Source organism: Streptomyces sp. NPDC058664 (genome assembly GCF_042716635.1).
GTDB lineage: Bacteria > Actinomycetota > Actinomycetes > Streptomycetales > Streptomycetaceae > Streptomyces.
This window is the reverse complement of sequence record NZ_JBHXRW010000025.1, coordinates 69,198-93,146: the sequence shown is the minus strand read 5'-3', so window position 1 is coordinate 93,146 and position 23,949 is coordinate 69,198. Positions and strand designations below refer to the sequence as shown.

General features: G+C 72.2%; 23 protein-coding genes and 1 tRNA gene. 9 read left to right on the top strand and 15 right to left on the bottom strand.

Annotated features, from left to right (window positions below; all coding sequences use genetic code 11):
• The first annotated feature begins 264 nt into the window (after nucleotides 1-264).
• The gene (locus ACFWUY_RS21510) at nucleotides 265-2,484 is read left to right on the top strand and encodes a transglycosylase domain-containing protein (protein ID WP_384110935.1); all 2,220 of its coding nucleotides are present in this window, start codon (nucleotides 265-267) and stop codon (nucleotides 2,482-2,484) included.
• A gap of 91 nt (nucleotides 2,485-2,575) precedes the next feature.
• Here the strand turns inward: ACFWUY_RS21510 and ACFWUY_RS21505 are convergent, their stop codons facing one another.
• Nucleotides 2,576-3,040 carry a GatB/YqeY domain-containing protein gene (locus ACFWUY_RS21505; RefSeq protein ID WP_384110932.1) on the bottom strand — a complete coding sequence of 155 codons (465 nt, stop codon included), beginning with the start codon at nucleotides 3,038-3,040 and terminating at the stop codon, nucleotides 2,576-2,578.
• A gap of 74 nt (nucleotides 3,041-3,114) precedes the next feature.
• On the opposite strand from ACFWUY_RS21505, the gene ACFWUY_RS21500 reads away from it, so the two are divergent.
• Both ACFWUY_RS21500 and ACFWUY_RS21495 read left to right on the top strand, forming a co-directional pair.
• A complete protein-coding gene (locus ACFWUY_RS21500) occupies nucleotides 3,115-4,053 on the top strand; it encodes a metallophosphoesterase (protein ID WP_384110929.1) in 939 nt (312 codons plus the stop codon).
• A 141-nt stretch (nucleotides 4,054-4,194) separates the two neighbouring features.
• Nucleotides 4,195-4,268 (top strand) — tRNA-Pro (locus tag ACFWUY_RS21495).
• Between the two features lie 254 nt (nucleotides 4,269-4,522).
• Here the strand turns inward: ACFWUY_RS21495 and ACFWUY_RS21490 are convergent.
• The gene (locus tag ACFWUY_RS21490; protein WP_384110926.1) at nucleotides 4,523-5,401 is read right to left on the bottom strand and encodes a glycosyltransferase family 2 protein; all 879 of its coding nucleotides are present in this window, start codon (nucleotides 5,399-5,401) and stop codon (nucleotides 4,523-4,525) included.
• A 275-nt stretch (nucleotides 5,402-5,676) separates the two neighbouring features.
• On the opposite strand from ACFWUY_RS21490, the gene ACFWUY_RS21485 reads away from it, so the two are divergent.
• A complete protein-coding gene (locus tag ACFWUY_RS21485; RefSeq protein ID WP_384110923.1) occupies nucleotides 5,677-6,843 on the top strand; it encodes a serine/threonine-protein kinase in 1,167 nt (388 codons plus the stop codon).
• 30 nt (nucleotides 6,844-6,873) lie between these two features.
• Here ACFWUY_RS21485 and ACFWUY_RS21480 read toward each other — a convergent pair whose 3' ends face one another.
• From ACFWUY_RS21480 to ACFWUY_RS21470, 3 genes are all read right to left on the bottom strand, one after another.
• Nucleotides 6,874-7,155, bottom strand: coding sequence for a hypothetical protein (locus ACFWUY_RS21480; protein ID WP_384110920.1), 282 nt, complete (start codon nucleotides 7,153-7,155; stop codon nucleotides 6,874-6,876).
• A gap of 71 nt (nucleotides 7,156-7,226) precedes the next feature.
• Complete coding sequence (locus ACFWUY_RS21475; protein WP_384110917.1) at nucleotides 7,227-8,234, bottom strand: YdcF family protein; 1,008 nt, start codon at nucleotides 8,232-8,234, stop codon at nucleotides 7,227-7,229.
• A gap of 94 nt (nucleotides 8,235-8,328) precedes the next feature.
• Nucleotides 8,329-9,720, bottom strand: a complete 1,392-nt coding sequence (locus tag ACFWUY_RS21470) for a tetratricopeptide repeat protein (RefSeq protein WP_384110914.1) — start codon at nucleotides 9,718-9,720, stop codon at nucleotides 8,329-8,331.
• A gap of 245 nt (nucleotides 9,721-9,965) precedes the next feature.
• Here ACFWUY_RS21470 and ACFWUY_RS21465 point away from each other — a divergent pair, with 245 nt between their 5' ends.
• Both ACFWUY_RS21465 and ACFWUY_RS21460 read left to right on the top strand, forming a co-directional pair.
• On the top strand, nucleotides 9,966-11,000 hold the full coding sequence (locus tag ACFWUY_RS21465) for an Lrp/AsnC family transcriptional regulator (protein WP_384110910.1): 1,035 nt from the start codon (nucleotides 9,966-9,968) through the stop codon (nucleotides 10,998-11,000).
• 33 nt (nucleotides 11,001-11,033) lie between these two features.
• Complete coding sequence (locus ACFWUY_RS21460; RefSeq protein WP_384111026.1) at nucleotides 11,034-11,330, top strand: DUF6191 domain-containing protein; 297 nt, start codon at nucleotides 11,034-11,036, stop codon at nucleotides 11,328-11,330.
• Between the two features lie 7 nt (nucleotides 11,331-11,337).
• Here the strand turns inward: ACFWUY_RS21460 and ACFWUY_RS21455 are convergent, their stop codons facing one another.
• A complete protein-coding gene (locus tag ACFWUY_RS21455; protein ID WP_384110907.1) occupies nucleotides 11,338-12,168 on the bottom strand; it encodes a class I SAM-dependent methyltransferase in 831 nt (276 codons plus the stop codon).
• Nucleotides 12,169-12,230: 62 nt separating this feature from the next.
• Between ACFWUY_RS21455 and ACFWUY_RS21450 the strand changes: the two genes are divergently transcribed.
• A complete protein-coding gene (locus ACFWUY_RS21450) occupies nucleotides 12,231-14,051 on the top strand; it encodes a prolyl oligopeptidase family serine peptidase (protein WP_384110904.1) in 1,821 nt (606 codons plus the stop codon).
• 23 nt (nucleotides 14,052-14,074) lie between these two features.
• Nucleotides 14,075-14,815: an SURF1 family protein gene (locus ACFWUY_RS21445; protein WP_384110901.1), complete on the top strand. Its 741-nt coding sequence runs from the start codon at nucleotides 14,075-14,077 to the stop codon at nucleotides 14,813-14,815.
• Nucleotides 14,816-14,865: 50 nt separating this feature from the next.
• Here ACFWUY_RS21445 and ACFWUY_RS21440 read toward each other — a convergent pair whose 3' ends face one another.
• The 7 genes from ACFWUY_RS21440 to ACFWUY_RS21410 form a co-directional block, all read right to left on the bottom strand.
• Complete coding sequence (locus ACFWUY_RS21440; protein ID WP_384110898.1) at nucleotides 14,866-16,131, bottom strand: hypothetical protein; 1,266 nt, start codon at nucleotides 16,129-16,131, stop codon at nucleotides 14,866-14,868.
• Nucleotides 16,128-16,856, bottom strand: coding sequence for a SigE family RNA polymerase sigma factor (locus ACFWUY_RS21435; RefSeq protein ID WP_384110895.1), 729 nt, complete (start codon nucleotides 16,854-16,856; stop codon nucleotides 16,128-16,130). Before ACFWUY_RS21435 ends, ACFWUY_RS21440 begins: the two co-directional genes overlap by 4 nt.
• Nucleotides 16,857-17,118: 262 nt before the next feature.
• Entirely contained in the window at nucleotides 17,119-18,177 is a 1,059-nt protein-coding gene (locus tag ACFWUY_RS21430; RefSeq protein WP_384110892.1) for an aspartate-semialdehyde dehydrogenase, read from the bottom strand.
• Nucleotides 18,174-19,445 (bottom strand): aspartate kinase, encoded by a 1,272-nt coding sequence (locus ACFWUY_RS21425; protein ID WP_361442026.1) that lies wholly within the window; start codon nucleotides 19,443-19,445, stop codon nucleotides 18,174-18,176. Before ACFWUY_RS21425 ends, ACFWUY_RS21430 begins: the two co-directional genes overlap by 4 nt.
• Nucleotides 19,446-19,640: 195 nt before the next feature.
• Nucleotides 19,641-20,303: a DUF5063 domain-containing protein gene (locus ACFWUY_RS21420; RefSeq protein ID WP_384110889.1), complete on the bottom strand. Its 663-nt coding sequence runs from the start codon at nucleotides 20,301-20,303 to the stop codon at nucleotides 19,641-19,643.
• Between the two features lie 35 nt (nucleotides 20,304-20,338).
• Entirely contained in the window at nucleotides 20,339-20,938 is a 600-nt protein-coding gene (gene recR / locus ACFWUY_RS21415) for a recombination mediator RecR (RefSeq protein ID WP_024760125.1), read from the bottom strand.
• Between the two features lie 105 nt (nucleotides 20,939-21,043).
• Nucleotides 21,044-21,379, bottom strand: a complete 336-nt coding sequence (locus tag ACFWUY_RS21410) for a YbaB/EbfC family nucleoid-associated protein (protein ID WP_015034576.1) — start codon at nucleotides 21,377-21,379, stop codon at nucleotides 21,044-21,046.
• 250 nt (nucleotides 21,380-21,629) lie between these two features.
• On the opposite strand from ACFWUY_RS21410, the gene ACFWUY_RS21405 reads away from it, so the two are divergent.
• Nucleotides 21,630-22,352, top strand: a complete 723-nt coding sequence (locus tag ACFWUY_RS21405; RefSeq protein WP_384110885.1) for an SLATT domain-containing protein — start codon at nucleotides 21,630-21,632, stop codon at nucleotides 22,350-22,352.
• Between the two features lie 59 nt (nucleotides 22,353-22,411).
• Here the strand turns inward: ACFWUY_RS21405 and ACFWUY_RS21400 are convergent, their stop codons facing one another.
• Together ACFWUY_RS21400 and ACFWUY_RS21395 are read right to left on the bottom strand one after the other, a co-directional pair.
• Entirely contained in the window at nucleotides 22,412-23,062 is a 651-nt protein-coding gene (locus tag ACFWUY_RS21400; RefSeq protein ID WP_384110882.1) for a hypothetical protein, read from the bottom strand.
• A gap of 140 nt (nucleotides 23,063-23,202) precedes the next feature.
• Complete coding sequence (locus ACFWUY_RS21395) at nucleotides 23,203-23,907, bottom strand: GntR family transcriptional regulator (protein WP_384110879.1); 705 nt, start codon at nucleotides 23,905-23,907, stop codon at nucleotides 23,203-23,205.
• Nucleotides 23,908-23,949 lie beyond the last annotated feature (42 nt).

Here is a 23,949-nt window from a genome sequence, read left to right as displayed (position 1 = left end):
GATCACCCAGGGGAGTGATCGAAGGACATGCGTGTGATAGCGGACATATCCCATGGATACGCCCGTCCTTGACGGTCCCACTTCGGACACCGTGTGACGCATGATCCGGAAACGGACACGAGGTTCCCCTGTTTCGGGTTCAGGGGAATTCATGCCTATGTCACACGCGGGTCTTGATGCCGGACCGCACTGCTGTGACAGTTGGGAGCAGCTTAGGCCAAGGCATATACGTGTGTCCGGCGAATGAGAACGTAGGCTGCCCCCATGGCAAAGAAGCGCTCGGGCGGTGGTCTGACCGGGACCCAGCAGGCCGCCAAGTTCCTCGGTGTCAGTGTGCTCGCGGGAGCCGTGCTGGCAGGGATCGCCCTGCCCGCGGCCGGCGCGCTCGGGCTGGCCGCGAAGGGCACGGTCGAAGGGTTCGACGAGATCCCCTCCAACCTGAAGACCCCACCGCTGAGTCAGCGCACCACGATCCTCGACTCCGAGGGCGGTCTCCTCGCCACGGTGTACTCGCGGGACCGGAAGGTCGTGCCGCTGGAGAAGATCTCCCCGCACATGCAGAACGCGATCGTCGCGATCGAGGACGGACGCTTCTACGAGCACGGGGCCATCGACCTCAAGGGCGTGCTGCGCGCGATCAACCGGAACGCGCAGGAGGGTGGGGTCGCGCAGGGCGCGTCCACGCTGACCCAGCAGTACGTGAAGAACGTCTTCGTCGAGGAGGCAGGTGACGACCCCGAGAAGGTCGCGCAGGCCACCCAGCAGACCATCGGCCGCAAGGTCCGCGAGCTGAAGTTCGCGATCCAGGTCGAGGAGGAGCTGGGCAAGAAGAAGATCCTGGAGAACTACCTCAACATCACCTTCTTCGGGCAGCAGGCGTACGGCATCGAGGCCGCCTCCCAGCGGTACTTCTCCAAGCACGCCGCCGACCTGAGCGTGGGCGAGGCGGCGATGATGGCCGGCCTCGTCCAGTCACCGAGCCGCTACGACCCGATCAACGACATCCAGGAAGCCACCAAGCGCCGCAACGTGGTCCTCCAGCGGATGGCGGACGTCGGCGACATCAGCCAGGCCGAGGCGGACAAGGAGAAGGCGGCCCCGCTCAAGCTGAAGGTCAAGTCCCCGAAGAACGGCTGCATCACCGCCGTCGACGGCGCCGGCTTCTTCTGCGACTACGTCCGCAAGACGATCCTCTCCGACCCGGTCTTCGGGAAGACGGCCGAGGAGCGCCAGAAGCTGTGGAACCTGGGCGGTCTCACCGTCAGGACCACGCTCAGCCCGCGCGCGCAGGCCGCCGCCAACGAGGCCGCCGTCGCGAAGATCAACAAGGACGACCCGGTCGCCACCTCGGTGGTGCAGGTCCAGCCGGGCACCGGCAAGATCCTCTCGATGGGCCAGTCCCGCCCGTACGGCCTGGACCAGAAGAAGCACGAGACGACCATCAACCTCGCCGTCACGAACAAGATGGGCGGCAGCACCTACGGCTTCCAGGTCGGCTCGACGTTCAAGCCGTTCACCGCCGCCGCGGCGCTGGAGAAGGGCATCAGCCCCGCGCAGTCCTACAGCACGCCGTGGAAGATCAAGGTGAACGAGAGCGGCTTCCGCGACTGCAAGGGCTCCCCCGGTGCCAACAGGGAGTGGGAGCTGCAGAACGAACTGGAGTCCGAGGCCGGCAGCTGGGACATGACGAGCGCGCTCGGCAAGTCCATCAACACCTACTTCGTGCTCCTCGAGGAGCAGGTCGGGCTGTGCGAGACGGCCCAGATGGCGAAGAAGCTGGGGTACGCGCGCGGCGACGGCAAGCCGCTCGACGTGACGCCGGCGCTCACCCTCGGCAGCCAGGTCAGCACCCCGCTGGCGATGGCGTCCGCCTACGCGACCTTCGCCAACCGGGGTCTGCACTGCACCCCGGTCGCCATCGAGTCGATCAAGGCGCCCAACGGCGACAAGCTCAACGTGCCGCAGACCAAGTGCACGCGGGCGATGAGCGAGCGCACCGCCGACCTGGTCAACCAGATGCTGAAGGGCGTCGTCGAGGACGGCACGGGTACGAAGGCCGGCCTCAGCGACCGTGACAACGCGGGCAAGACGGGTACGACGAACGACCGCAAGGACGCCTGGTTCGTCGGCTACACGCCCAACCTCTCCACCGCGGTCTGGGTCGGCGACGACATCGGCGAGCAGCAGCCGATGTTCAAGATCACCATCGGTGGCCAGTACTACGACAAGGTCTGCGGCGGCTGCCTCCCGGGCCCGATCTGGCGGATCGCGATGACGGGCGCGCTGGACGCCGGCGAGACGCCTTCCTTCGCCCCCATCTCCGTCCCCCGGGCCGAGAAGCCCAAGGACAAGGAGAAGGGCGACGAGGGCCCGAACAAGCCCCGGAAGCCCGGCGACACCACCGGGCCGCTCCCCGGGATCACGCTCCCGACGGACCTGTTCGACGGCGGCGGACGCGGCAACGGCAAGCCCAACGGCCGCTGAAGCACCGGACCGACACGAGGAAGGGCGCCCCACCTGACCGGTGGGGCGCCCTTCCTCGTACGTACTCCCGTACTCCCGCTGCTCCCGCGGATCAGCCCGCGAGCAGCTTCTTCACGGAGGCGGCGACCCGCCCGCCGTCGGCCTGACCGGCCACCTTCGGGTTCACGATCTTCATGACGGCGCCCATGGCGCGCGGCCCCTCGGCGCCCGCCGCCTTCGCCTCCTCGACGGCCGCCGCGACGATCCCGTCGAGCTCCTCGTCGCTGAGCTGCTTCGGCAGGTACGCGTCGAGGATGACGCCCTCCGCCTTCTCCCGCTCGGCGGACTCGGCACGGCCGCCCTGGGCGAAGGCCTCCGCGGCCTCGCGGCGCTTCTTCGCCTCCTTGGCGATCACCTTCAGCACCTCGTCGTCGGAGAGTTCGCGCTTGGACTTGCCCGCGACCTCCTCCATGGTGATCGCGGTGATGGTCAGCCGCAGGGTCGAGGAGCGCAGTTCGTCGCGCCCCCTGATCGCGGCGTCGAGGTCGGCCTTGAGCTTCTCCTTGAGCGTGGTCATGGGGTCAAGTGTGGCAGGTGCACCACCCCACCCGCCCGCGCATTTACGCGCCACGGGTCTGCGACGATGGGGGAATGCGCGCACGGTACGGGATCCCCCTGAAGATCACGGCAGGCCTCACGGCGACGGCCGCCGCAGGAATCGTCTACGCGGCCGGTTTCGAGGCCCGCTCGTTCCGGCTCCGCCGTGTGACGGTCCCGGTGCTCCCGCCAGGCATGAGCGACCTGCGGGTCCTCCAGGTCTCCGACATCCACATGGTGAGCGGGCAGCGCAAGAAGCGGGCCTGGCTCCAGTCCCTCGCGGGGCTCCGCCCGGACCTGGTCGTCAACACCGGCGACAACCTGTCCGACCCGGACGCGGTGCCGGAGGTGCTCGACGCGCTCGGCCCGCTGATGGAGTTCCCCGGGGTGTACGTCTTCGGGTCCAACGACTACTACGGGCCCAAGCTGCGCAACCCCGCCCGCTACCTGATGGAGAAGGCGCAGGGCCGCCACGGCCTCAACGGCAACAAGCCCGTCGTCGGCGCCGTCCACAACCCCTGGGAGGGGATGCGGGACGCCTTCGACGCGGCGGGCTGGCTGGACCTCACCAACACCCGGGGCCGGCTCAAGCTGCCGGGGGCGGACCTCGCGTTCACCGGGCTCGACGACCCGCACATCAAGCGCGACCGGTACGAACGGGTGGCCGGCGGCCCCGACGGGGCGGCCGACTTCACGGTGGGCGTGGTCCACGCCCCGTACCTGCGCTCGCTCGACGCCTTCACGGCCGACGGGTACGAGCTGATCCTCGCCGGGCACACCCACGGCGGCCAGCTCCGCGTCCCCTTCTACGGGGCGCTCGTCACCAACTGCGACCTGGACACCGACCGCGCGAGGGGGCTCTCCACCCACACGGCCGCCGGCCGGACCTCGTACCTCCACGTCTCCGCGGGCTGCGGCACCAACCGGTTCACCCCGGTCCGCTTCGCCTGCCCCCCCGAGGTCACCCTGCTCACCCTGACGTCCCGCGCCTGACCACCCCCGGCGGGAGGCGTGCTCCCGCCGGGACCGCATCCGACCTGCGCCGCGACCCCCCGAACAACGGATTTCGCCTCAGCGCGCGCGTGGGCTAAAGTAAGCGATGTCGCCGCGACGTGAACAACAGAGCAGTGACATCGGGGTGTAGCGCAGCTTGGCAGCGCGCTTCGTTCGGGACGAAGAGGTCGTGGGTTCAAATCCCGCCACCCCGACAGCTGTAAGACCAGATCAGGGGCCTGATCCGCGAGAGCGGGTCGGGCCCCTGAGTGGTTTCCGGCGGTCTTCCGGGCGGGAGGGACAGGCCCCTCGGGTCTCCCCGAGGGGCCTGTCCCTCAGCCGTCAGGGGCGCCCGGCGCTTCTCGCGGACCGGGAAGACCGCCACCAGCGAGAAGTGATCATGAGGATCGTGGCCGTGGCATGACTGACGATCGCGGTGATCACGAGCGCGGGGCCGACGACCGGCGCGTCAGATCACCGGCGGGCGGCCCAGGCGGGTCATGTGGCGGACCGTGGACCAGCGCATCGGGTGCCGGGGGCCGCCGGAGCGCCGTACGCCCTCCGCGAAGCCCGCGAACCAGGACGCCAGGCCCGGCAGGGAGCGGGTGCGGGCCAGCGTGAGCAGGGTCCAGACGCCCAGGTAGACGGGGACCAGCGGGGCGGGCAGGTTGCGCTTGGCGAGCCAGACCCGGTTGCGGGCGGTCATCCGGTGGTAGACGGCGTGCCGGGCCGGACTGGTCTTCGGGTGCTGGAGGAGCAGCGCCGGCTCGTAGATGACCTTCCAGCCCGCGTCGAGGGCGCGCCAGGCCAGATCGGTCTCCTCGTGGGTGAAGAAGAACTCCTCCGGCCAGCCGCCGATCTCGTCGAGCATCGTCATCGACAGGCCGTGGCCGCCGCCGAGGAAGGTCGTGACCTCTCCGCCGCGCATCGGGTCCTTCGCCCCGAGGCGCGGGATGTGGCGCCGCTGCGTCTCGCCCGTCTCGTCGGCGATACGGAACGACACGACGCCCAGGGCCGGATCCCCCTCGTACAGGTCGGCCAGGCGCCGGAAGACGTCCGTGTCGACGAGCAGGCCGTCGTCGTCCAGGTCCACCAGCACGTCGACGTCGCCGAACGCGCGCAACGTCTCGATGGCGACGTTCCGGCCGCCCGACACACCCCTGTTCTCGGGGAGTTCCACCCCCGTCACGCCCTCGGGGAGCTCCGGGAGCGTCCCGGTTCCGTTGCCCACGACGACGATCCGGGCGGCGGGCTCGTCCTGCCGGGCCACGGCGTCGAGCAGCGCCCGCAGCTCGACCGGGCGCGTGCCCATCGTCAGTACCGCCACACCCACACGAGGTCGTGTCACGACCCACTCCGTTCCACGCTCACCGACGTCCGCCGGCACTCACTCCGGGCCGCGATGCTAACCGGACGCGCCACCCCTCGTTCACCCGCACCACGGTCTTCGTCCACCGGACGAGTCCTCGGCCACGGGATCGCGGCCTCGGGAGCGCCGTACGCGGGCGTCCACCGCGGGGTAGGGGCGGGACGTGGGGGGAGTGCGGCGAAGAGCATCGCCGCGCGGCTCTACGCTGGTTCCCTTCCGTCAAGTTGATCGATCGTCGAAAGGGTGGTCTCCAGGTGCTGGTCGCGGACCGATATCGGCTTCACGTGTGTATCGGCCGGGGCGGCATGGGCGAGGTGTGGCAGGCCACCGACGAGGTGCTCGGCCGGTCCGTTGCGGTCAAGCTGATGCTGGCGCAGTCGACCGACCCCTCCGCCGGTGACCGGTTCCGGCTGGAGGCGCAGACCGCCGCCCGGCTGAGCCACCCGCACGTGGTGGGCGTCTTCGACTTCGGTACGTGGGACGGGAAGCTGTTCCTCGTCATGGAGCTGGTGGAGGGCGACAGCCTCGCCGGGAGCCCCTCCGATCCGCTGGTGCTGCCCGCCGAGCGGGTCGCCGTGGTCGCCGCGCACGCCGCCGCCGGGCTCGCCGCCGCGCACCGGCAGGGCGTCGTGCACCGGGACATCAAGCCGGGGAACCTGCTGATCGACGGGGACGGGACGGTGAAGCTGGCGGACTTCGGCATCGCGCGGTTCGTCGACGACCCCTCGGCCGCGCTCACCACGACGGGGCAGATCGTGGGCACGGGGCTCTACCTGGCGCCCGAGCGGGCCCTCGGGCAGCCCGCCTCGCCCGCGTCCGACGTGTACTCGCTCGGCTGCGTGCTCTATCAACTCCTCACCGGCCGCCCGCCGTTCCGGGCGGACACCGCGACGGCGCTGCTGTACCAGCACATCGACACCGCTCCGATGCCCCCCGGCCGGCTCGGGGTCGTGCTGCCGCCCGAGTTCGAGGCGTACCTGCTGAGCCTGCTGGCGAAGCAGCCGGAGCAGCGGCCCCCGGCGCAGGCCATCGCGGACTGGTTCTCCTCCGGCGCCTGGCGCGGCTACCCGCACGCCGCCCCGGCGCGGCCCGGCCCCCCCGCGTCGCACCACCGTCCCGGGCCGTCGCGGGGCGCCGCCGCCACCCGTCCCCCGCATGTGTCCGCGCCGATGTCCTCCCCCATGTCCACGCCCATGCCGGCGCCCGTGACCGTGCCCGGACAGGGCCACAGACCCGCCGCGGCACCGGCGCGCAGACCCGCGCCCGCCGGCGCGTCCGCGTCCCGGCGGCGCGAGCGGCCCGGTGCCGCGGGCGGGGGGCTCGCGGAGCTCTCCCGGCGCCGTCCCCGGAAGACGGCCGCGGTGGCCGGAGCCATCGCCTTCGTGGTCTTCCTGGTCATCGGGATGGCCTGGCTCTCCTGAGCCGACGGGCCGGCGGTGGTCCCAGGGCCCTCAGTACGCTCTCGGCGCCATCACCTGCGGCTCGTCGTCCGGCGACGTGATCAGCAGGCAGCGCGGTACGCCGGGCCCCGGGGCCGCCCGTACGCTCACCGTCGTCGGAGGGTCGGTCGGCAGCTCGACCGGGACGGTGACCGGCCGGTCGCCCTCGCCCTTCGCGTAGCCGGTCTCCTTGCCGTCGACGAGGACCTCGACGACGGGGTGGTGCCCCGTCTGGACGGTCGCGGAGACCGAGTGGCCGAGGTGGTCGATGTGGAAGTGGTGCCGTCGGCTCATGGGTCACCTCCGTACCCCAAGCGTAGGTACGGAACGCCGCTCCCGCAGGCCCCGCAGGCCGGGCTCCGTCCTCAGCGGCTCGCCCAGGCCAGCACTCCGAGCAGGATCAGGGTCAGGCAGACCCCGAGGTTCACCACCTTGTAGTGGAGGAAGACGGCGACGAACTCGCGGATGGTCGCCGTCGGCCAGAAGTAGGCGGCGGTCGGCGAACCCACGACCTGGCCGTCCACCCCGGCCCTGCGGGCCGCGAGGGCGGCTCTGAAGGCGTGGTAGTTGTTGGTGACGATCACGCACGAGGAGCCCGGCCGGTCCCGCTCCATCAGCTCCTTGCTGAAGAGCATGTTCTCCTCGGTGTTCCGCGAGCGGTCCTCGCGCACCACGGCCGCCGCCGGGAAGCCCCGCTCGACCAGGTAGTCGGCCATCGCGTGGGACTCGGGCAGCTCCTCGTCGGGACCCTGCCCGCCGGAGGCGATGAGGACGGGCGCGGCCCCGCCGCGCGCGGCCAGCCGCTCGTACACCTGCCGTCCCCGGTCCAGACGGCTCGCGAGGAGCGGCGGTACGCGGCGCCCGCCGATCAGCCCGGAGCCGAGGACCACGACGTAGTCGGCGTCGCGGCGGATCCGCAGCCGGCCGTACAGGTACGCGTAGCCGACGAAGCAGGCGAAGAGGAAGGAGACGTACCCGAGGACGCACAGGGTGGTGAGGACGGTCATGGTCAGGGCCCACGACCCCGTCGTGCCGGCGAACACCGCCAGGACCATCACACCGAACATGCCGAGTCCGGCGAGGAGCGAGAGCAGGTTCGCCGGGCGTCTGCCCTCCTTGCGGATCATCTTCACGCCGTTGGCGCAGAGGAGTCCGGCGAGGACGACGGGGCCGAGGCCGAGCACAAGGAGTGCGACCACCATCACCGTCTCGGCGACTCCGGGCGGGGCCTCGTCGACCTCCGCGAGGAGCCCGATCCCGAGGAAGGTGACGGCGAGACCGAGGTACACGGCGTTGCCGAAGCGGCGGCGGTCGCGCAGCACACCGATCCCGAAGAGCAGCAGGAAGAACACGGCCGCGGCCAAGGCGAACATTCCGTCATCGTAGACAGCGCGACCGACAACGGCTCCCGCTCATGCCCACGCGTACGCCCCGTTCACGCCCCCCGCTCACGCCTCCCGGGCGCCGCTACGCCGTCTCCGCCAGGGCGAACAGGCCGATCCTCGCGCCCTCTTCGTACGCCCGCCGCAGCTCCGGATCGTCGAGCAGGCCCCGCAGCGCCGTCTCGCTGCGGTCCCTGGTCCTCGCCCAGTACTCCGCCGGCCGGTACGAGACGTCGAAGACCGAGGTCCTCAACAGGTTGACCGCGCCCAGGAGATGCGCGGCAGACGCCGGTCGGCCCGTCAGGAGGCGCAGCTGCGCGAGGAGTTCCGCCGCACAGGCCGCCCCCACCGCCGAACCGAGCACCAGATGGCCGCGCAGCGCCCGCCGGGCGTGGTCGGCGGCCCGCTCCCGTTCCCCGTCCCAGGCGAGGAGTTCGGCACGCGCGTGGTGCGTCCACGCCTCCGCCCACAGGTCGCGCCCCGCCCAGGCCCGGCGCGACGGCGGTTCGAGCACCAGCTGGTCCAGGGCCTCCTGGGCCGCCTCCGGGTCGGTGTGGCAGAGGGAGAGGGCCAGCGCGGCCCAGCACAGCTCCCGGGTCGGCCCGAACTCCGGGCACTCCCCCATCAGGGCCAGCGCGTCCCTGAACTCGGTCTCCGCCGCGCGCGTACGCCCCTGGTAGAGGGCGGTCGCGCCGCGCAGATGGGCCAGCAGGCCGAGGGCCCGCTCGTCCCGCCCCCGTACGGCCGCCGCCCAGGCCCGTACGAGCAGCGGGTCGGCGTCCTCGGGGCGGCCCGACTCCAGTTCCAGGAAGGCGGCGAGCCACAGGGCGCGGGGCGTCGGCTGCCCGGTGTGCAGGGAGAGGGCGTGCCGCAGCCGCATGCGGCCCTCGGCGACCCGGCCGCAGGCGACCCAGAGGAACCACAGGGAGACGGCGATCTCGACGGCCGTCTCCGCCTCGGCCTCCGACGGGACGGGCGCGGTCGTCGGGTCCATGGCGGCGGCCAGGTCGGGGAGTTCGCGCAGGGCGAGGTCGCGGGCGTCGAGCTGCCGGCCGCTGTGCCACCGGTCGGCGGCCCGCCGGGCGAGCTTCACGCACCACGACCGGTGGTGCTCGACGACGGACCGGCGCCCACCGCGCGCGGTGAGCCGACGGGCGCCGACGGCCCGCATGGGGTGCGGCATCCAGTAGCGGGGGGCGTCGCTCTCGCCGTCGAGGAGGTCGTCGACGGGGAGGAGGGCGGCGGGGGCCAGGCGGTCGAGGACCGCCGGGATCACCGCCGGGGGCAGGGCATCGGAGGCGCACACCTCGCGGACGGCGTCCTCGCCGAAGGCTCCCTCGAAGACGGAGAGCCGTTCCCACAGGAGCTGTTCGTCGGGCCGGCAGCGGGCGTATCCGCGCTCCGCGGCGGCGAGCTGCTCGGGGGACACCGGTTCGCCCCAGAGCAGTTCCGTCCTCGGTGGTTCCCCGGTCGCCATGTGTCCTGTCCCCCGCTCGTTCCGTGCCCGCGTTCTTGCCGCGTCCGTGCCCGCGTCCGTGGTGTGCGTTCTCGCCCGCGTCCGTGGCGTGTGTTCCGACGTGTGAGCCGGCCCGTATGCCGCCGTGTGTCGGAGTCGATGGCGAACGATCGCCGTTGCGGCTTGAATGCAGAGGCCCCGGTCCACATCCTGGGGCGCTCCGGGACCCACATCCACGGATTCCCAGGGATCGGCCAAGGAGGAAAATGCGTACCGGGGAATCCGTCCTGGGAGAGGCGGATCTTTCGCTGATCCACGCACTGCAGATAGCCCCGCGTGCCAGCTGGACACAGCTCTCGGCCGTTCTGGGGTCGAGCCCCGACACCCTCGCCCGGCGCTGGGAGCACCTCACGGCCCACGGGTACGCCTGGAGCTCGCTGCTCGCCGCCCGCCGCGGCACGGACGCCATGCTCTACGCCTGGATCGAGCTGGAGTGCGCCGCGGGGAACGCCGAGGCCACCGCGGCCGAGGTCTCGGGCGATCCCCGGACCCTCGGCGTGCACCAGGTGACCGGTGACGCCGATCTGGTCCTGCTCGTGGCCTGCCCCGACCTGTACGACCTCGACGCCTACCTCGCCGGCCGGGTGCGGCGGCTGCCCGGCGTGATCCGCGCCCGCACCCACGTCGTCACCCGCCTGCACAACCGCCCGTACCGGTCACGGATCGAGCAGCTCACCCCGGGCCAGGTCCGGCTCCTCACGGGGATCACGGTCGGGGACCGGCGGCCACGTGCGCGCGTGGGCACCGGGCCGAACCTCACGGAGCTCGACCACCGGCTGGTCGCGGAGCTGGCGGGGGACGCCCGGCGCAGCGCCGCCGAGCTGGCCCGGCAGTGCGGTACGAGCGAGTCGACGGTACGGCGGAGGCTGGACGTCCTCACGGCGGGCGGTGTCCTCCACCACCACTGCCTGCCGGCCCCGAGGTTCTCCGGGCGCCCGGTGTGGGCGATGGTCACGACCGACGTACCGCCCCTCGAGGTGCCGGCGACGGTGGCGGCCCTCGCCCGGCTGCGCGAGACCCGGCTGGTCACCTCGGTCACCGGGCCGCACAACCTGGCCGTCGCGCTGTGGCTCCGTACGGTCGACGAACTGCACGACGTGACGGCGGCGCTCGTACGGGCCGCCCCTGCGCTGCGGATCGCGGGCACCGCGCTCTCGCTGCGCACGCACAAGATCGGGGCGCAGGTCCTCGGCCCGGACGGACGCCGGACGCATCACATACGCCCCGAGACACCGTCCTGACAGGCCCGTCCGAGGCGTGTTCTGATGAACGGCATGGAGTTCGCCGTGTTCGCGACGCTGCCCGGTCTGGTCATCCTGCTGACCGTGATCGCCTTCGCCGATCAGATCCTGCGCATGACCGGCCGCGGCAAGCGCAGGGGCCAGGTCTCGTCGACCGGGTTCGAGCAGCTGCACGCCACGTTCTCGCAGGGCAAGCAGAACGAGCTCAAGGAGCGTCAGAGCGCCCTGGTGATGCGCGACGACGAGGAGGACGGCGCCCCGCCGAACCGCTCGACGGTGGACCTCAGGGGCGGGCGGGCCGTCATCAGGCTCGGCGGCCCGGGGTCGTAGGGCCCGCTCAGACCGGCCTCGACGCCTTGACCGAGTACATCAGCGGGATGCGGGGGCGGTCCGGCGGGAAGCGGTAGTAGCCGTCCTCGTGCCGCTGGAGCGCGCCGTAGCGGGGGACCAGCGAGGCGTCGTGCTCGTGCAGGAACTCGATCCGCAGGCCCGCCCTCGCGAGCGCGGTGACGACCTCGCCGACCGGGTGCACCCACTCCACGCTGCGGTTGTGGACGGTGGCGGCGTCGAGGTCGGCGTAGGTGCCCGGGGTGGTGTCGACCCACGGGTCGCGGACGAAGTAGTCGTGCACGACCCGGCTGCCGGTCTCGTCGTCGAGCGAGTCGGTCAGCGGATGGAACTCCGCCACGTAGAGGAAGCCGCCCGGGGCGACGAGCGAGGCGGCGGTCTCCGCCCACCGCTCGATGTCGGGCAGCCAGCACAGCGCCCCCGTGCCGGTGTAGACGATGTCGTACGCGCGGTCCGGTACGGCCTCGGCGGCGTCGTACACGTCGGCGGCGACGAAGGCCGCGCGCTCCTGGGTGAGGCCGAGGTCGGCGGCGAGCGAGCGGGCGGTCTCGACGGCCGGCTCGGAGAAGTCCAGGCCGACGACCTGCGAGGCGCCGCGGCGGGCCCAGGAGAGGGTGTCGAGGCCGATGTGGCACTGGAGGTGCAGCAGGGTGCGCCCGGTGACGTCGCCGACCTCCGCGAGCTCGAAGTCCCGCAGGGCGTCCCGGCCCGCGCGGAAGGCGTCGAGGTCGTAGTACTCGCTCGCGGCGTGGATCGGGACGCGCTCGTCCCAGCGTGCGCGGTTGCCCTCGTGCCAGTCCTCTGGGGTCGGGGAGTACATGTCGGCGAGGTTATCCACAGGTTCGGGACCACGCGACCCGATTGCCCGCCGCGCGGAGCATGATGGGTGCCATGACTGAGAGCAAGGCGATCGACACCCCCGTCTGGGAGCAGCGCTTCCGCGCGCCGCGCGTCTCCCTGCCCGAGTGGGCCGAGGAGGCACCGGACCGCTCGCTGTTCGTGTCCAACGCGACGGGGACGTACGAGTTGTACGCGTGGGACCGGGCGAGCGGGGAGCAGCGGCAGGTCACGGACCGGCCGAACGGCACGACGGACGGCACGCTGTCACCGGACGGCGCCTGGATCTGGTGGTTCGCGGACACCGACGGGGACGAGTTCGGGGTGTGGATGCGCCAGCCGTTCGGCGGCGGCCCCGACGAGCCGGCCGTGCCCGGCCTCGGCGCCTCCTACCCGGCGGGCCTCGCCATCGGCCGGGAGGGCACGCTCGTGGTGGGCCGCTCCACGGACGAGGACGGTTCGACGGTCCATCTCGTGCGCCCCGGGGACGGTGCCCCGGTGGAGATCTACCGGCACCGGGAGTCGGCCGGGGTCGGGGACCTGTCGTACGACGGTTCGCTGATCGCGATCGAGCACACCGAGCACGGGGACGCGATGCACTCGGCGCTGCGGGTGCTGCGCGCGTCGGACGCGGGTGTGGTCGCCGAGCTCGACGACACCAAGGGCGGTACGGAGGAGCTGGGGCTCGCGGTCCTCGGCTTCGCGCCGGTGGCCGGGGACACCCGGCTGCTCGTCGGGCACCAGCGGCGCGGCCGCTGGGAGCCGATGCTCTGGGACGTGGTGGCGGGCACCGAGACGGACCTCGCGCTCGACCTGCCGGGGGACGTGTCGGCGGAGTGGTATCCGGACGGCTCCGGTTTGCTGATCGTGCACAGCTTCGAGGCCCGCAGCGAGCTGTGGCGGTACGAGATCGCCACGGGCGCCCTGGTGCGGGTGGAGACCCCGGCCGGTTCGGTGTCGAGCGCGACGGCCCGTCCCGACGGCAGCGTGGAGTACCTGTGGTCCTCGGCGGCCGAGCCGCCGGTGGTGCGCTCGACGGACGGCGGTGTCGTCCTCGATCCTCCGGGCCCGAAGGCACCGCCGTCGGTGCCGGTGGAGGACGTGTGGGTGGAGGGCCCCGGCGGCAGGGTCCACGCGCTCGTGCAGCGTCCGGAGGGCGAGGGTCCGTTCCCGACGGTGTTCGAGGTGCACGGCGGTCCCACCTGGCACGACAGCGACGCCTTCGCCTCGGGCCCGGCGGCCTGGGTGGACCACGGGTACGCGGTGGTGCGGGTCAACTACCGGGGCTCGACGGGGTACGGCCGGGAGTGGACGGACGCGCTCAAGCACCGGGTCGGCCTGATCGAACTGGAGGACGTGGAGGCGGTCCGCGCCTGGGCGGTGGCGAGCGGCCTCGCCGATCCGGCGCGGCTCGTCCTGTCCGGCGGCTCCTGGGGCGGCTATCTGACGCTCCTCGGCCTCGGCACGCAGCCGGACGCGTGGGCGGTGGGTCTCGCGGCGGTCCCGGTCGCGGACTACGTCACGGCGTACGAGGACGAGATGGAGGCCCTCAAGGCGCTGGACCGGACGCTGCTCGGCGGCTCGCCCGACGAGGTGCCCGAGCGGTACGCGGCCTCGTCGCCGCTGACGTACGTGGACGCGGTGAAGGCCCCGGTGCACATCTCGGCCGGCGTCAACGACCCGCGCTGCCCGATCCGCCAGATCGACAACTACGTCGACCGGCTCGCGGCCCGGGGCGCGGTCCACGAGGTGTACCGGTACGACGCGGGGCACGGCTCGCTCGTGGTGGAGGAACGGATCAAGCAGGTCGCCCTGGACCTCGCGTTCGCCGCGAAGCACCTGGGGACCCGGCCGACGGAAGGCTGAGCCGGTTTGCGTACCGTGGGGGCGTGTACCGGTTCCTGAGAACGCCCCGCTGGTGGGGGATCAACGTCTTCGTCCTGCTCGCGATCCCGTTCTGCGTCTTCATGGGGACCTGGCAGCTGGGGAAGTTCGAGGATCGCGTCGACTCCCATCGGGAGGCCGAGGAGCGGCCCGCCGCGAGCTCGCTGAAGGCGGAGCCGCTGGATTCCCTGCTCCCGGTGGACAAGGAGACCTCGGGCCGGTCGGCCGAGGCGCGCGGCCGGTTCGGGGAGCAGTTCCTCGTCCCGGACCGCGAGCTGGACGGCCGGACGGGCTCGTACGTCCTGACGCTGCTGCGGACGGACGACGGCCGGTCCCTGCCGGTGGTCAGGGGCTGGCTCCCCACGGACGCGAAGGCCCCCGCCCCGCCGTCCGGCGAGGTCACGGTGGTGGGTGCGCTCCAGGCCTCGGAGAACCCGGGCACGAAGGGCGTCCGCGCGGCCGGCGGGCTGCCCGAGGGGCAGCTCGGCATGATCAGCGCGGCCACCCTGGTGAACGTGGTCACGGACGACGTCTACGACGCCTGGATCACCCTCGCCGACGCCCCCGCCGGCCTCACCCCGGTCCCGGCGGCCGCGGCGACGGGCACGGGCCTGGACGTGAAGGCCTTCCAGAACCTCGGCTACACCGCGGAGTGGTTCGTCTTCGCGGGCTTCGTCCTCTTCATGTGGTTCCGCCTGGTGCGCCGTGAGGCGGAGGCGTCCCGCGACGAGGCCCTGGGCCTGTAGCGGCCGGGGGCCGGGGCGCCCCGTCGGCGCGCCCCGGGCCTCAAGGGCCTCTAGGAGGCGTCCAGGATCCCGGTCCGGTAGATGGTGCCCGCGCAGGCGTCGGGGATGGTCGTCGACGCCGAGGGGCCGCCCGGCTCCGCGACATGGCTGACCAGGACGCTGCCGTCCGCCGGGCCGTCCTCGCGGAGCAGCTGGGGTGCCGCGTCGGTGTCCGCTCCCGTGCCCGTGTCCGTACCGGTGCCCGGTCCGGTGCCGGAGCCGCCGGAGCCGGTGCCCTCGCTGGGATCGGGGCTGGCGGTGCCGCCGGTCGGGGGCTCCGACGTGGGCGGTACGGTCGGCGGCTCGGTCGTCGGGGTCGGGGTCGGGGTGGGCGTGGTCCCGGTCGTCGGACAGGTCTCGCTGGGCACCCAGACGAACTTCACCTCGTACGAGCCGCTCGGCTTCAGGACGAGCGGGGAGGACTCCTGCGAGGGGTCGGGCAGCCCGCTCCCGCCGTCCCCCGAGGTGTGCCGGACCACCGAGATCCGCGCCGGGTCGGCCGCGCCGCGGGCCTCGAAGCCGACGACTCCGCTGCCGTCCACGACACAGTCCTGGCCGGAGATGTTGGCGATGCGGAAGGAGCCGTACACCTTGCCCTCGCCGTCGGGTCCGCCGGCCTCCGCCGCGCTGACGCCCAGCTGGCCGGCCCCGCACCGCGGCAGGGAGCCGGTGTCCGCGCCCGGTGTCTCCTGCGGGCCGCTGCCGGAGACGCCGGGACCGGGCCGCTGCGGCTTGTCCCCCGCTCCTTCCGCCGCGCCCCGGCTGGGGGACGCGCTGCTCGCGGGGGGCGAGGCGCTCTGGCCGCCCTCGATGCCGGTCTCCGCGCCGGTGCCGCCCTGGGCCTCCTCGCCGTGGCCCGCGTTCACCGGGTTTCCGGCGGCGGAGACGCCGCCCGAGGCGGCGACGTGCAGGAAGGCGGGCACGGCCGTCCCGATGAGGACCGCCGCGGCGGCCGCGCCCACGACGGCCTGCCGCTTGCGGGCGCGCCGCGCGGGCACGGCACGGCGCAGGTGCTCCAGCGAGCCGGTCGACGGTTCGAGACCGGACACGGCGCTCTGGAACAGCCGCCGCAGCGCGAGTTCCTCGTCGCCTTCGCCCTCGCCGGGGCCGGGCTCGATGTTCACCATGCGCTGTCCACTCAGGTCGTCATGTTCTTCTCGGGCGTCACGCGGCACGGGGGTGCCACCGGCGCCCGCCCCACCGGCGCCCATGTCACCGGCGCCCGTGCTCTCGTCGTCCTTGCCGAACCCCTCGTCCTTGCCGGGCTCCTCGCTCATGACGTCGCTCCCATCGCGACGCGCAGCGCCGCGATGCCCCGCGAACCGTACGCCTTCACCGAGCCGAGGGATATCCCGAGCGCCTCGGCGACCTGCGCCTCGGTCATGTCCGAGAAGTACCGCAGGGCGAGCACCTCACGCTGACGCCGCTGGAGTCCGCGCATGGCCTTGATGAGGTCCTCGCGCTCCAGCTGGTCGTACGCGCCCTCCTCGGCACTGGCCATGTCCGGCATCGGCTTGGACAGCAGCTTGAGGCCGAGGATGCGGCGGCGCAGCGCGGACCGGGAGAGGTTCACGACGGTCTGGCGCAGGTAGGCGAGCGTCTTCTCGGGCTCGCGCACCCGCTTGCGGGCCGAGTGGACGCGGATGAACGCCTCCTGGACGACGTCCTCGCAGGAGGCCGTGTCGTCGAGGAGCAGCGCGGCGAGACCGAGCAGCGACCGGTAGTGGGCGCGGTAGGTCTCGGTGAGGTGGTCGACGGTGGTCCCGGCGGCCGAGGCGCTTTCGGCGCTGGCCCGGGGCGACGGGATGCCGTCCACGGAGCCGGCGCGGGATCCGGTGGGCACGGGGGCGATCACCGGCATCCCGCCGAGGGCACGCGGGCGCCTGTAGGGGCCGGGCGCCGGTCCGCGTACGGGGACGACGGCGACGCTCCGCACGGGGAGCACCGCCGTGCCCGCGCCGCGCAGCGGAGCGATGGTCGCGATGTCGAGTACCTCTGCCACGCCTGTTGGACACGCTTCCCCCCGGCAGGGTTGTACGCGTGCGCCGTCCTTTTCGACGGCGCGTCCTTTGTCCTCATGCGTAACCGTTCTCCCCCGATGCCCCGCCCTCACAGCGTGTCCGCGCCCCACGACCGTGGGTGAACGCAGAGACGCCTCCACCTGGCCACTGGTTGCAGCAAGGGGGAAGAGCATCGTCGACCACGGAATCACCGCAGTTCAAGAGGTATCTGACGCCTTTTTACTCACAGGTCGTTCACAGAGCCTACAAATCCGTGACAACCGATTCCGCGATCTGCAGCGCGTTGAGCGCCGCGCCCTTCCGCAGGTTGTCGGCGCAGACGAAGAAGTCGAGCGCCCGCTCGTCGTCCAGGGAGCGCCGCACCCGTCCGACCCAGGCCGGATCGGTGCCGACGACATCGGCGGGGGTGGGGAAGTCGCCCGCCGCGGGGTCGTCGAAGAGCACGACCCCCGGCGAGGTCGCCAGGATCTCGTGCGCGCGCCCGACCGGCACGGGGTGCTCGAAGCGGGCGTGCACGGAGACGGAGTGCCCGGTGACGACGGGCACGCGCACACAGGTGGCGGCGACCCGCAGGAAGGGCAGCCCGAGGATCCGGCGGGTCTCGTCCCGTACGCGCTCCTCCTCCGAGGAGGCCCCGTCGGCGCCCGCCGTGCCCGACCACGGCAGGACGTTGGACGCGAGGGGGCCCGGGAAGGGGCCGGTGCCCTCGCCGACGGCCCGCCGTACGTCCCCGGGCTGGGTGCCCAGGTCGCCGTCGGAGGCCACCAGGCCCAGCTGCGCCCGGAGCGCGTCGACGCCCGCCTGTCCGGCGCCGGCTCCGCTGGCGGCCTGCTGGGCGGTGACGACCAGTTCGGTGAGCCCGAACTCGGCGTGCAGGGCGCCCACGGCGACGATCAGCGCGAGGGTGGTGCAGCCGGGGCTGGCGACGATGCCCCGGGGGCGTACGCGCGCCGCGTGGGGGTTGGTCTCGGGGACCACGAGGGGGACGTCGGGGTCCGCCCGGAAGGCGGCGGAGGTGTCCACGACGACGGCGCCCTTGGCCGCGGCGACGGGCGCCCACTGCGCGGCCACCGCATCGGGCACCAGGAAGAGCGCCAGGTCGACGCCCTCCAGGGCCTCCTCGTCCAGCGCGAGGATCTCGCACTCCACCCCGCGCACGGCGGCCTTCCGGCCGGCCGAGCGCGGGGAGGAGAGGAGGCGTATCTCGCCCCAGACGTCCGCGTGGTGCGTGAGCATCTGGAGCATCACCGAGCCGACGGCTCCGGTCGCACCGACGACCGCGAGCGTCGGCTTCGGCGTCATCGGCCGGTGCCTCCGTAGACGACGGCCTCGTCCGAGTCGCTGTCCAGGCCGAAGGCGCTGTGGACGGCGCGCACGGCCTCGTTGACGTCGTCGGCGCGGGTGACGACCGAGATGCGGATCTCGGAGGTCGAGATGAGCTCGATGTTCACGCCCGCGTCGGAGAGCGCGCGGAAGAAGTCCGCGGTGACGCCCGGGTTGGTCTTCATCCCGGCGCCGACCAGGGAGATCTTGCCGATCTGGTCGTCGTAGCGCAGCGATTCGAAACCGATCGCGCCCTTCGCCTTCTCCAGGGCGTCGATGGCCTTGCGGCCCTCGGCCTTGGGGAGGGTGAAGGAGATGTCCGTGAGGCCGGTGGAGGCCGCGGACACGTTCTGCACGATCATGTCGATGTTGATCTCGGCGTCCGCGACGGCCCGGAAGATGGCCGCGGCCTCGCCCGGCTTGTCCGGCACACCGACGACGGTGATCTTCGCCTCGGAGGTGTCGTGGGCGACGCCCGAGATGATGGCCTGCTCCACCTTGCGGTCCCCTTGCGGCTCGTTGCTGACCCAGGTGCCCTGCAGTCCCGAGAAGGACGAGCGGACGTGGATCGGGATGTTGTAGCGGCGCGCGTACTCGACGCAGCGGTGCAGCAGCACCTTGGAGCCGGAGGCCGCGAGCTCCAGCATGTCCTCGAAGGAGATCCAGTCGATCTTCTTCGCCTTCTTCACGACGCGCGGGTCGGCCGTGAAGACGCCGTCGACGTCGGTGTAGATCTCGCAGACCTCGGCGTCGAGCGCGGCGGCCAGCGCGACGGCGGTCGTGTCCGAGCCGCCGCGGCCGAGCGTGGTGATGTCCTTCTTGTCCTGGGACACACCCTGGAAGCCGGCGACGATGGCGATGTTGCCCTCGTCGAGGGCGGTCCGGATCCGGCCCGGCGTGACATCGATGATGCGCGCTTTGTTGTGGACCGAGTCGGTGATGACACCGGCCTGGCTGCCCGTGAACGACTGGGCCTCGTGGCCCAGGTTTTTGATCGCCATGGCCAGCAGGGCCATGGAGATCCGCTCTCCGGCGGTCAGCAGCATGTCGAACTCTCGTCCGGCAGGGATCGGGGATACCTGCTCGGCGAGATCGATCAACTCGTCCGTCGTGTCGCCCATCGCGGAAACCACGACGACCACCTGGTGGCCGTTCTTCTTGGCATCCACGATCCGCTTGGCGACGCGCTTGATGCCTTCGGCATCGGCAACGGAGGAGCCTCCGTACTTCTGCACGACAAGGCCCACGTGCGCTCCTCGCTCAGTGTGTGCCGCAGCCGGCGCTGCGATCGCCTCAGTCTAACGAGGGACCCGCGAACGCCTCTGTGATATCGAATGCTGAGACGACGCGCTCACGGAGTGATCAGAACGTCACTTCCCGAGCGGACGCCGCTTCCCGGACGGGCATCGCTTCCCGGACGGGCATCGCTTCCCGGGCGGGCGTCACTTCCTGAGCGGACGCATCCCGAGCGGTGTCCCGATCTCCTCCACCATCACGCGCCCGGCCTCCTCCGCGAGGTCGTCCTCGGTGATGTCCTCGTCGATGTCGAGGCCGTCGAGCGCCGCGAGCGGCTGGTCGAGGCGGACGTGGGCGACGAGGGACTGGAGGGCCCGGAGGGTGGCCGAGGCGGTGGGGCCCCAGTTCGAGAAGTACGAGAACTGCCACCACCACAGGGCCTCGCTGGTCCGGCCGGCCCGGTAGTGGGCGAGGCCGTGCCGCAGGTCGGTGACGATGTCGGCGAGGTTGTCGGAGATCCGGGCCGGGACCGGGGCCTTGCGCGGCTCGTACGGGTCGAAGACCTCGGAGAAGACGTCCACCGGGTCGAGGAGCACCGCGAACCGCTCGCGCAGGTCGTCCGCGTCGGGCTCGGGGCCCGTGTCCGTCTCGTACCGCTCGTCCGGGACGATGTCCTCGTGCGCGCCGAGCCGGCCGCCCGCGAGGAGCAGCTGGGAGATCTCCAGGAGCAGGAAGGGGACCGCGCTGTCCGGCTCGTCACCCTTGGCGACCTCGGTCGTCGCGACGATGAAGCTTTCGATGGAGTCGGCGATCTGGACCGCGAAGTCGTCGGGGTCCCGCGTGATCGCGTGCAGCGTGGGGTCAGACATCGAGGAGCCTCCCTGAGAGCGCGCCGGCCCGGTCGTCATACATCTAGCAGCCTCCGCCCCTCGAAGGCACGGCCGAGGGTCACCTCGTCGGCGTACTCCAGGTCGCCGCCGACCGGGAGGCCGCTGGCGAGCCGGGTCACCCTGAGTCCCATGGGCTTGATCATCCGCGCCAGGTAGGTCGCGGTGGCCTCGCCCTCCAGGTTCGGGTCGGTCGCGAGGATCAGCTCGGTGACGGTGCCGTCGGCGAGCCGCGCGAGCAGTTCGCGGATGCGCAGGTCGTCCGGGCCGACGCCCTCGATCGGGCTGATCGCGCCGCCGAGGACGTGGTACCGCCCCCGGAACTCGCGGGTCCGCTCGATCGCGACGACGTCCTTCGGTTCCTCGACCACGCAGATGACGGTCAGGTCGCGGCGCGGGTCGCGGCAGATGTTGCACTGTTCCTGCTGCGCCACGTTGCCGCAGACCGCGCAGAACCTGACCTTCTCCTTGACCTCCAGGAGCGCGTGCGCGAGACGCCGGACGTCCGTGGGCTCGGCCTGGAGGATGTGGAAGGCGATCCGCTGGGCGCTCTTGGGACCGACGCCGGGCAGCCTGCCCAGTTCGTCGATGAGGTCCTGAACCACGCCTTCGTACACGGAACGCCCTTTCAAGGGTGTGCTTGATTCTTACGGTAGTAGCTGTGGGCGGGCCTTAATAGCCCAGCGCCGGGACCGGGCCGCCGGAGGGCCCGGAACGAGGGATCAGAAACCGAGGCCCGGCATGCCGCCCATGCCCTGCGCGAGCGGGCCGAGCTTGGCCTGCTGGAGCTGCTGCGCGTTGTCGTTGGCGGCCTGGACGGCGGCGACGATGAGGTCGGCGAGCGTCTCGGTGTCCTCCGGGTCGACCGCCTTGGGGTCGATCACGAGGCCTCGCAGCTCGCCGGAGCCCGTCACGGTCGCCTTGACCAGGCCGCCGCCCGCCTGTCCGTCGACCTCGGTCGCGGCGAGCTCCTGCTGGGCGCGGGCGAGATCCTGCTGCATCTTCTGGGCCTGCTGGAGAAGCTGCTGCATGTTGGGCTGACCACCACCGGGAATCACGGTCACTCCTGAGGTTCGGTACGTCCGTATGTCGGTACGCCGAGCCTACGTGGTCCCCGCCCGCCCCGCCTCCATCACTCTTTCGAGTGAGAAACTGCGGGCTCCTCTACCTGATCAAGACCCTCTTGCGGGCGGAAATCCCGGGATTCCGGGCCCATCGCCCACCATTCGGCGGTAGGAAGGGCAGGCACCACGTGCACCGCACGTCACAGAAGGACACGAGCGCTGAGCTGAACAGAGGAGTCCCCCGGTGAGCCAGCAGCCGGAGACGCCACCACCGGGGCCCCCCGGGGGAGACGTCCACCGCGATCTGACCGGTACGCCGTTCCCCCTGGGTGACTGGGGCGAGCCCGCCGAGCGGCTCGACGAGCTGTACCGCTGGGTGGAGTCCAACGCCTTGCGCACCGTCGAGTGGTACCTCTCCGACCGTGTCCGCAAGCGCCTCTGCGCCCGGATCCTGCGGATCGGCACGGCCGCCGGGGTGACCGCGGGTGCCGCGCTGCCCCTGCTCGACCTGACCGGGGTCGTGGAGGGCGCCGCCGCCCTGGGCTACCTCTCGCTGCTGCTCGGTGCCGCCTGCCTGGCCTGCGACCGGTACTTCGGGTTCACCTCGGGCTGGATGAGGGACATGGCGACCGCCCAGGCCGTGCAGCGCCGTCTCCAGGCGCTGCAGTTCGACTGGGCCTCGGAGAGCGTCCGGGAGGTGCTCGGCCCCACGGAGGGCACGGCCAGCGAGGCGGCCGAGCGGTGTCTCGGCGTGCTGCGCCGCTTCTCGGAGGACGTGACGGAGCTCGTACGGGCGGAGACGGCGGACTGGATGGTCGAGTTCCGCTCGGGCCCGGCGCCGCTGGCGCTCCAGTCGGTCGGCGTGATGCCCGCCAGGGCGGAGAGCTCCCACCCCTCGGGCCGCTTCCCGCTGCCGCCCGGCACCCGGCCCAACATGCCGCGCCAGCGTCCCCCGGAGACCCGGTAGGGCCGGTCCGGGGGGCCGGAAACAGGCGGACGCCTCGGCTCAGGACGATCGCGGACGCCTCAGCTCAGGATGATCATCGAGCCCTGTGCCAGGCTCCGGGTCGCCGCCGCGTGCAGCCCCAGCCACACGTGGCGCTCCCGCGCGAAGGGGCCGCCGTCCAGCGGAATCGGTACGGCCGGTTCCTCCAGGGTGGTCGGCCGCTCCGGCGGTACGGGGGGCGCCGGCGGGTTCGCCGGGTCGATGCCGATCGAGGGCGCCACGAACTCCAGCTCGCGGAGCAGCCCGTACGAGGAGCCGAGCGGCCCGCCGCCCTCCAGGAGCTCGTCGCTGGCGAGCGGCACCGGGAAGTCGACCGGCACGTACGAGCCCGCGTGGTCGTAGTGCCAGACCAGGTGCGACTGCTGGGCGGTCGGCTCGAACATCTCCAGGAGCTGTTCGTAGTCCCCGCCGAGCTCGCCGACCGGTTCGACCGGCAGCCCGCACATCCGGAGCAGGTAGGCGCGCCGCAGGAAGTGCAGGGCCTCGTAGTCGAAGCCGGCGACCGGGGCGACGTCACCGGAGAGTCCCGGCATGTACGCGTAGACGGGCACGGTCGGCAGCCCGGAGGCGCTGAGCACGGCGTCGTACGCGGCGATCTCTTCGGCGAAGGGGTTGTCGGGGCTGTGGCACAGCACGTCGACGAGGGGGACCAGCCACAGGTCACAGGCCAAGGGAGGCTCGCTCTCCGTCAGTTGCGGGAAAGTCGCGGGAAGTCACGGGGGACGCTCGGGATTTCGCGGGGACGGCCAGGTTAGTCGGCGTCCCACGGACACCGCTCACCCGCTGAGGACCTGCCCCCGGAGACCGGCCCTCAACCGCCCCGCCGCTCCAGGCGGTCCGCCCACTCCATCGAGTGCGCGTTGTACGCGCGCACGACCGAGACGGCCGCGGCCGCGTCACCGCGGGTGATGGCGTCGACCAGGTCGATGTGGCCGCTCCAGAGCCAGCCGAGCATGTCCCGCTCGGAGCGCAGGTACGGCACGGAGAAGACCCAGGCCTGGACGCGGAGCCGGTGCAGGAAGTCGGCGATGTAGTCGTTGGCGGCGACCAGGCGGCCCAGCTCGCGCCAGTAGCGGATGTCGTACCCGATGAGGACGTCGAGGTCCCCGGCGCGGGCCGCGCGGGCCGCCGCCTCGCCGCGGCGCCGTACGGAGACGAGCGCGACCGCGATGCCGGGCCCGGGTTCGGCGGCCGGGGGCGGTGTCGTCGCGGGCGCGTGGCGGCGGAATATGCCGTCGACCACGAGCATCCGGGCCTCGACCATCCCCCGGTAGTCGTCGATCGAGTACTGGTGGACGCGGAAGCCGCGGTGCTGGTCGGAGTCGAGGAGGCCCTGTGCGCAGAGGTCGACGAGGGCTTCCCGCACGGGTGTCGCGGACACCCCGTACTGCTCGGCGATCTGTTTGACGGTGAATTCCTCGCCCGGCTGGAGACGGCCCGCGAGCACTTCGTCACGGAGCGCGTCCGCGATCTGCTGTCGCAAGGTGTTGCGGGTGACAGCTCCGCTCGCGGGCATGGGCAGGCCCCCTCCGTCCGGCTTCGGGACACCCTAGTCCAG

Excerpts from the sequence above, each read along its gene's own strand:
- ACFWUY_RS21480 (WP_384110920.1), bottom strand. The coding sequence starts at position 7,155 with ATGAGCCGACGGCACCACTTCCACATCGACCACCTCGGCCACTCGGTC.
- ACFWUY_RS21395 (WP_384110879.1), bottom strand. The coding sequence starts at position 23,907 with ATGCCCGCGAGCGGAGCTGTCACCCGCAACACCTTGCGACAGCAGATC.
- ACFWUY_RS21500 (WP_384110929.1), top strand. The coding sequence starts at position 3,115 with ATGCGCGCACGGTACGGGATCCCCCTGAAGATCACGGCAGGCCTCACG.
- ACFWUY_RS21460 (WP_384111026.1), top strand. The coding sequence starts at position 11,034 with ATGGAGTTCGCCGTGTTCGCGACGCTGCCCGGTCTGGTCATCCTGCTG.
- ACFWUY_RS21420 (WP_384110889.1), bottom strand. The coding sequence starts at position 20,303 with ATGTCTGACCCCACGCTGCACGCGATCACGCGGGACCCCGACGACTTC.
- ACFWUY_RS21470 (WP_384110914.1), bottom strand. The coding sequence starts at position 9,720 with ATGGCGACCGGGGAACCACCGAGGACGGAACTGCTCTGGGGCGAACCG.
- ACFWUY_RS21450 (WP_384110904.1), top strand. The coding sequence starts at position 12,231 with ATGGGTGCCATGACTGAGAGCAAGGCGATCGACACCCCCGTCTGGGAG.
- ACFWUY_RS21430 (WP_384110892.1), bottom strand. The coding sequence starts at position 18,177 with ATGACGCCGAAGCCGACGCTCGCGGTCGTCGGTGCGACCGGAGCCGTC.
- ACFWUY_RS21510 (WP_384110935.1), top strand. The coding sequence starts at position 265 with ATGGCAAAGAAGCGCTCGGGCGGTGGTCTGACCGGGACCCAGCAGGCC.
- ACFWUY_RS21455 (WP_384110907.1), bottom strand. The coding sequence starts at position 12,168 with ATGTACTCCCCGACCCCAGAGGACTGGCACGAGGGCAACCGCGCACGC.
- ACFWUY_RS21465 (WP_384110910.1), top strand. The coding sequence starts at position 9,966 with ATGCGTACCGGGGAATCCGTCCTGGGAGAGGCGGATCTTTCGCTGATC.
- ACFWUY_RS21505 (WP_384110932.1), bottom strand. The coding sequence starts at position 3,040 with ATGACCACGCTCAAGGAGAAGCTCAAGGCCGACCTCGACGCCGCGATC.
- ACFWUY_RS21475 (WP_384110917.1), bottom strand. The coding sequence starts at position 8,234 with ATGTTCGCCTTGGCCGCGGCCGTGTTCTTCCTGCTGCTCTTCGGGATC.
- ACFWUY_RS21440 (WP_384110898.1), bottom strand. The coding sequence starts at position 16,131 with ATGAGCGAGGAGCCCGGCAAGGACGAGGGGTTCGGCAAGGACGACGAG.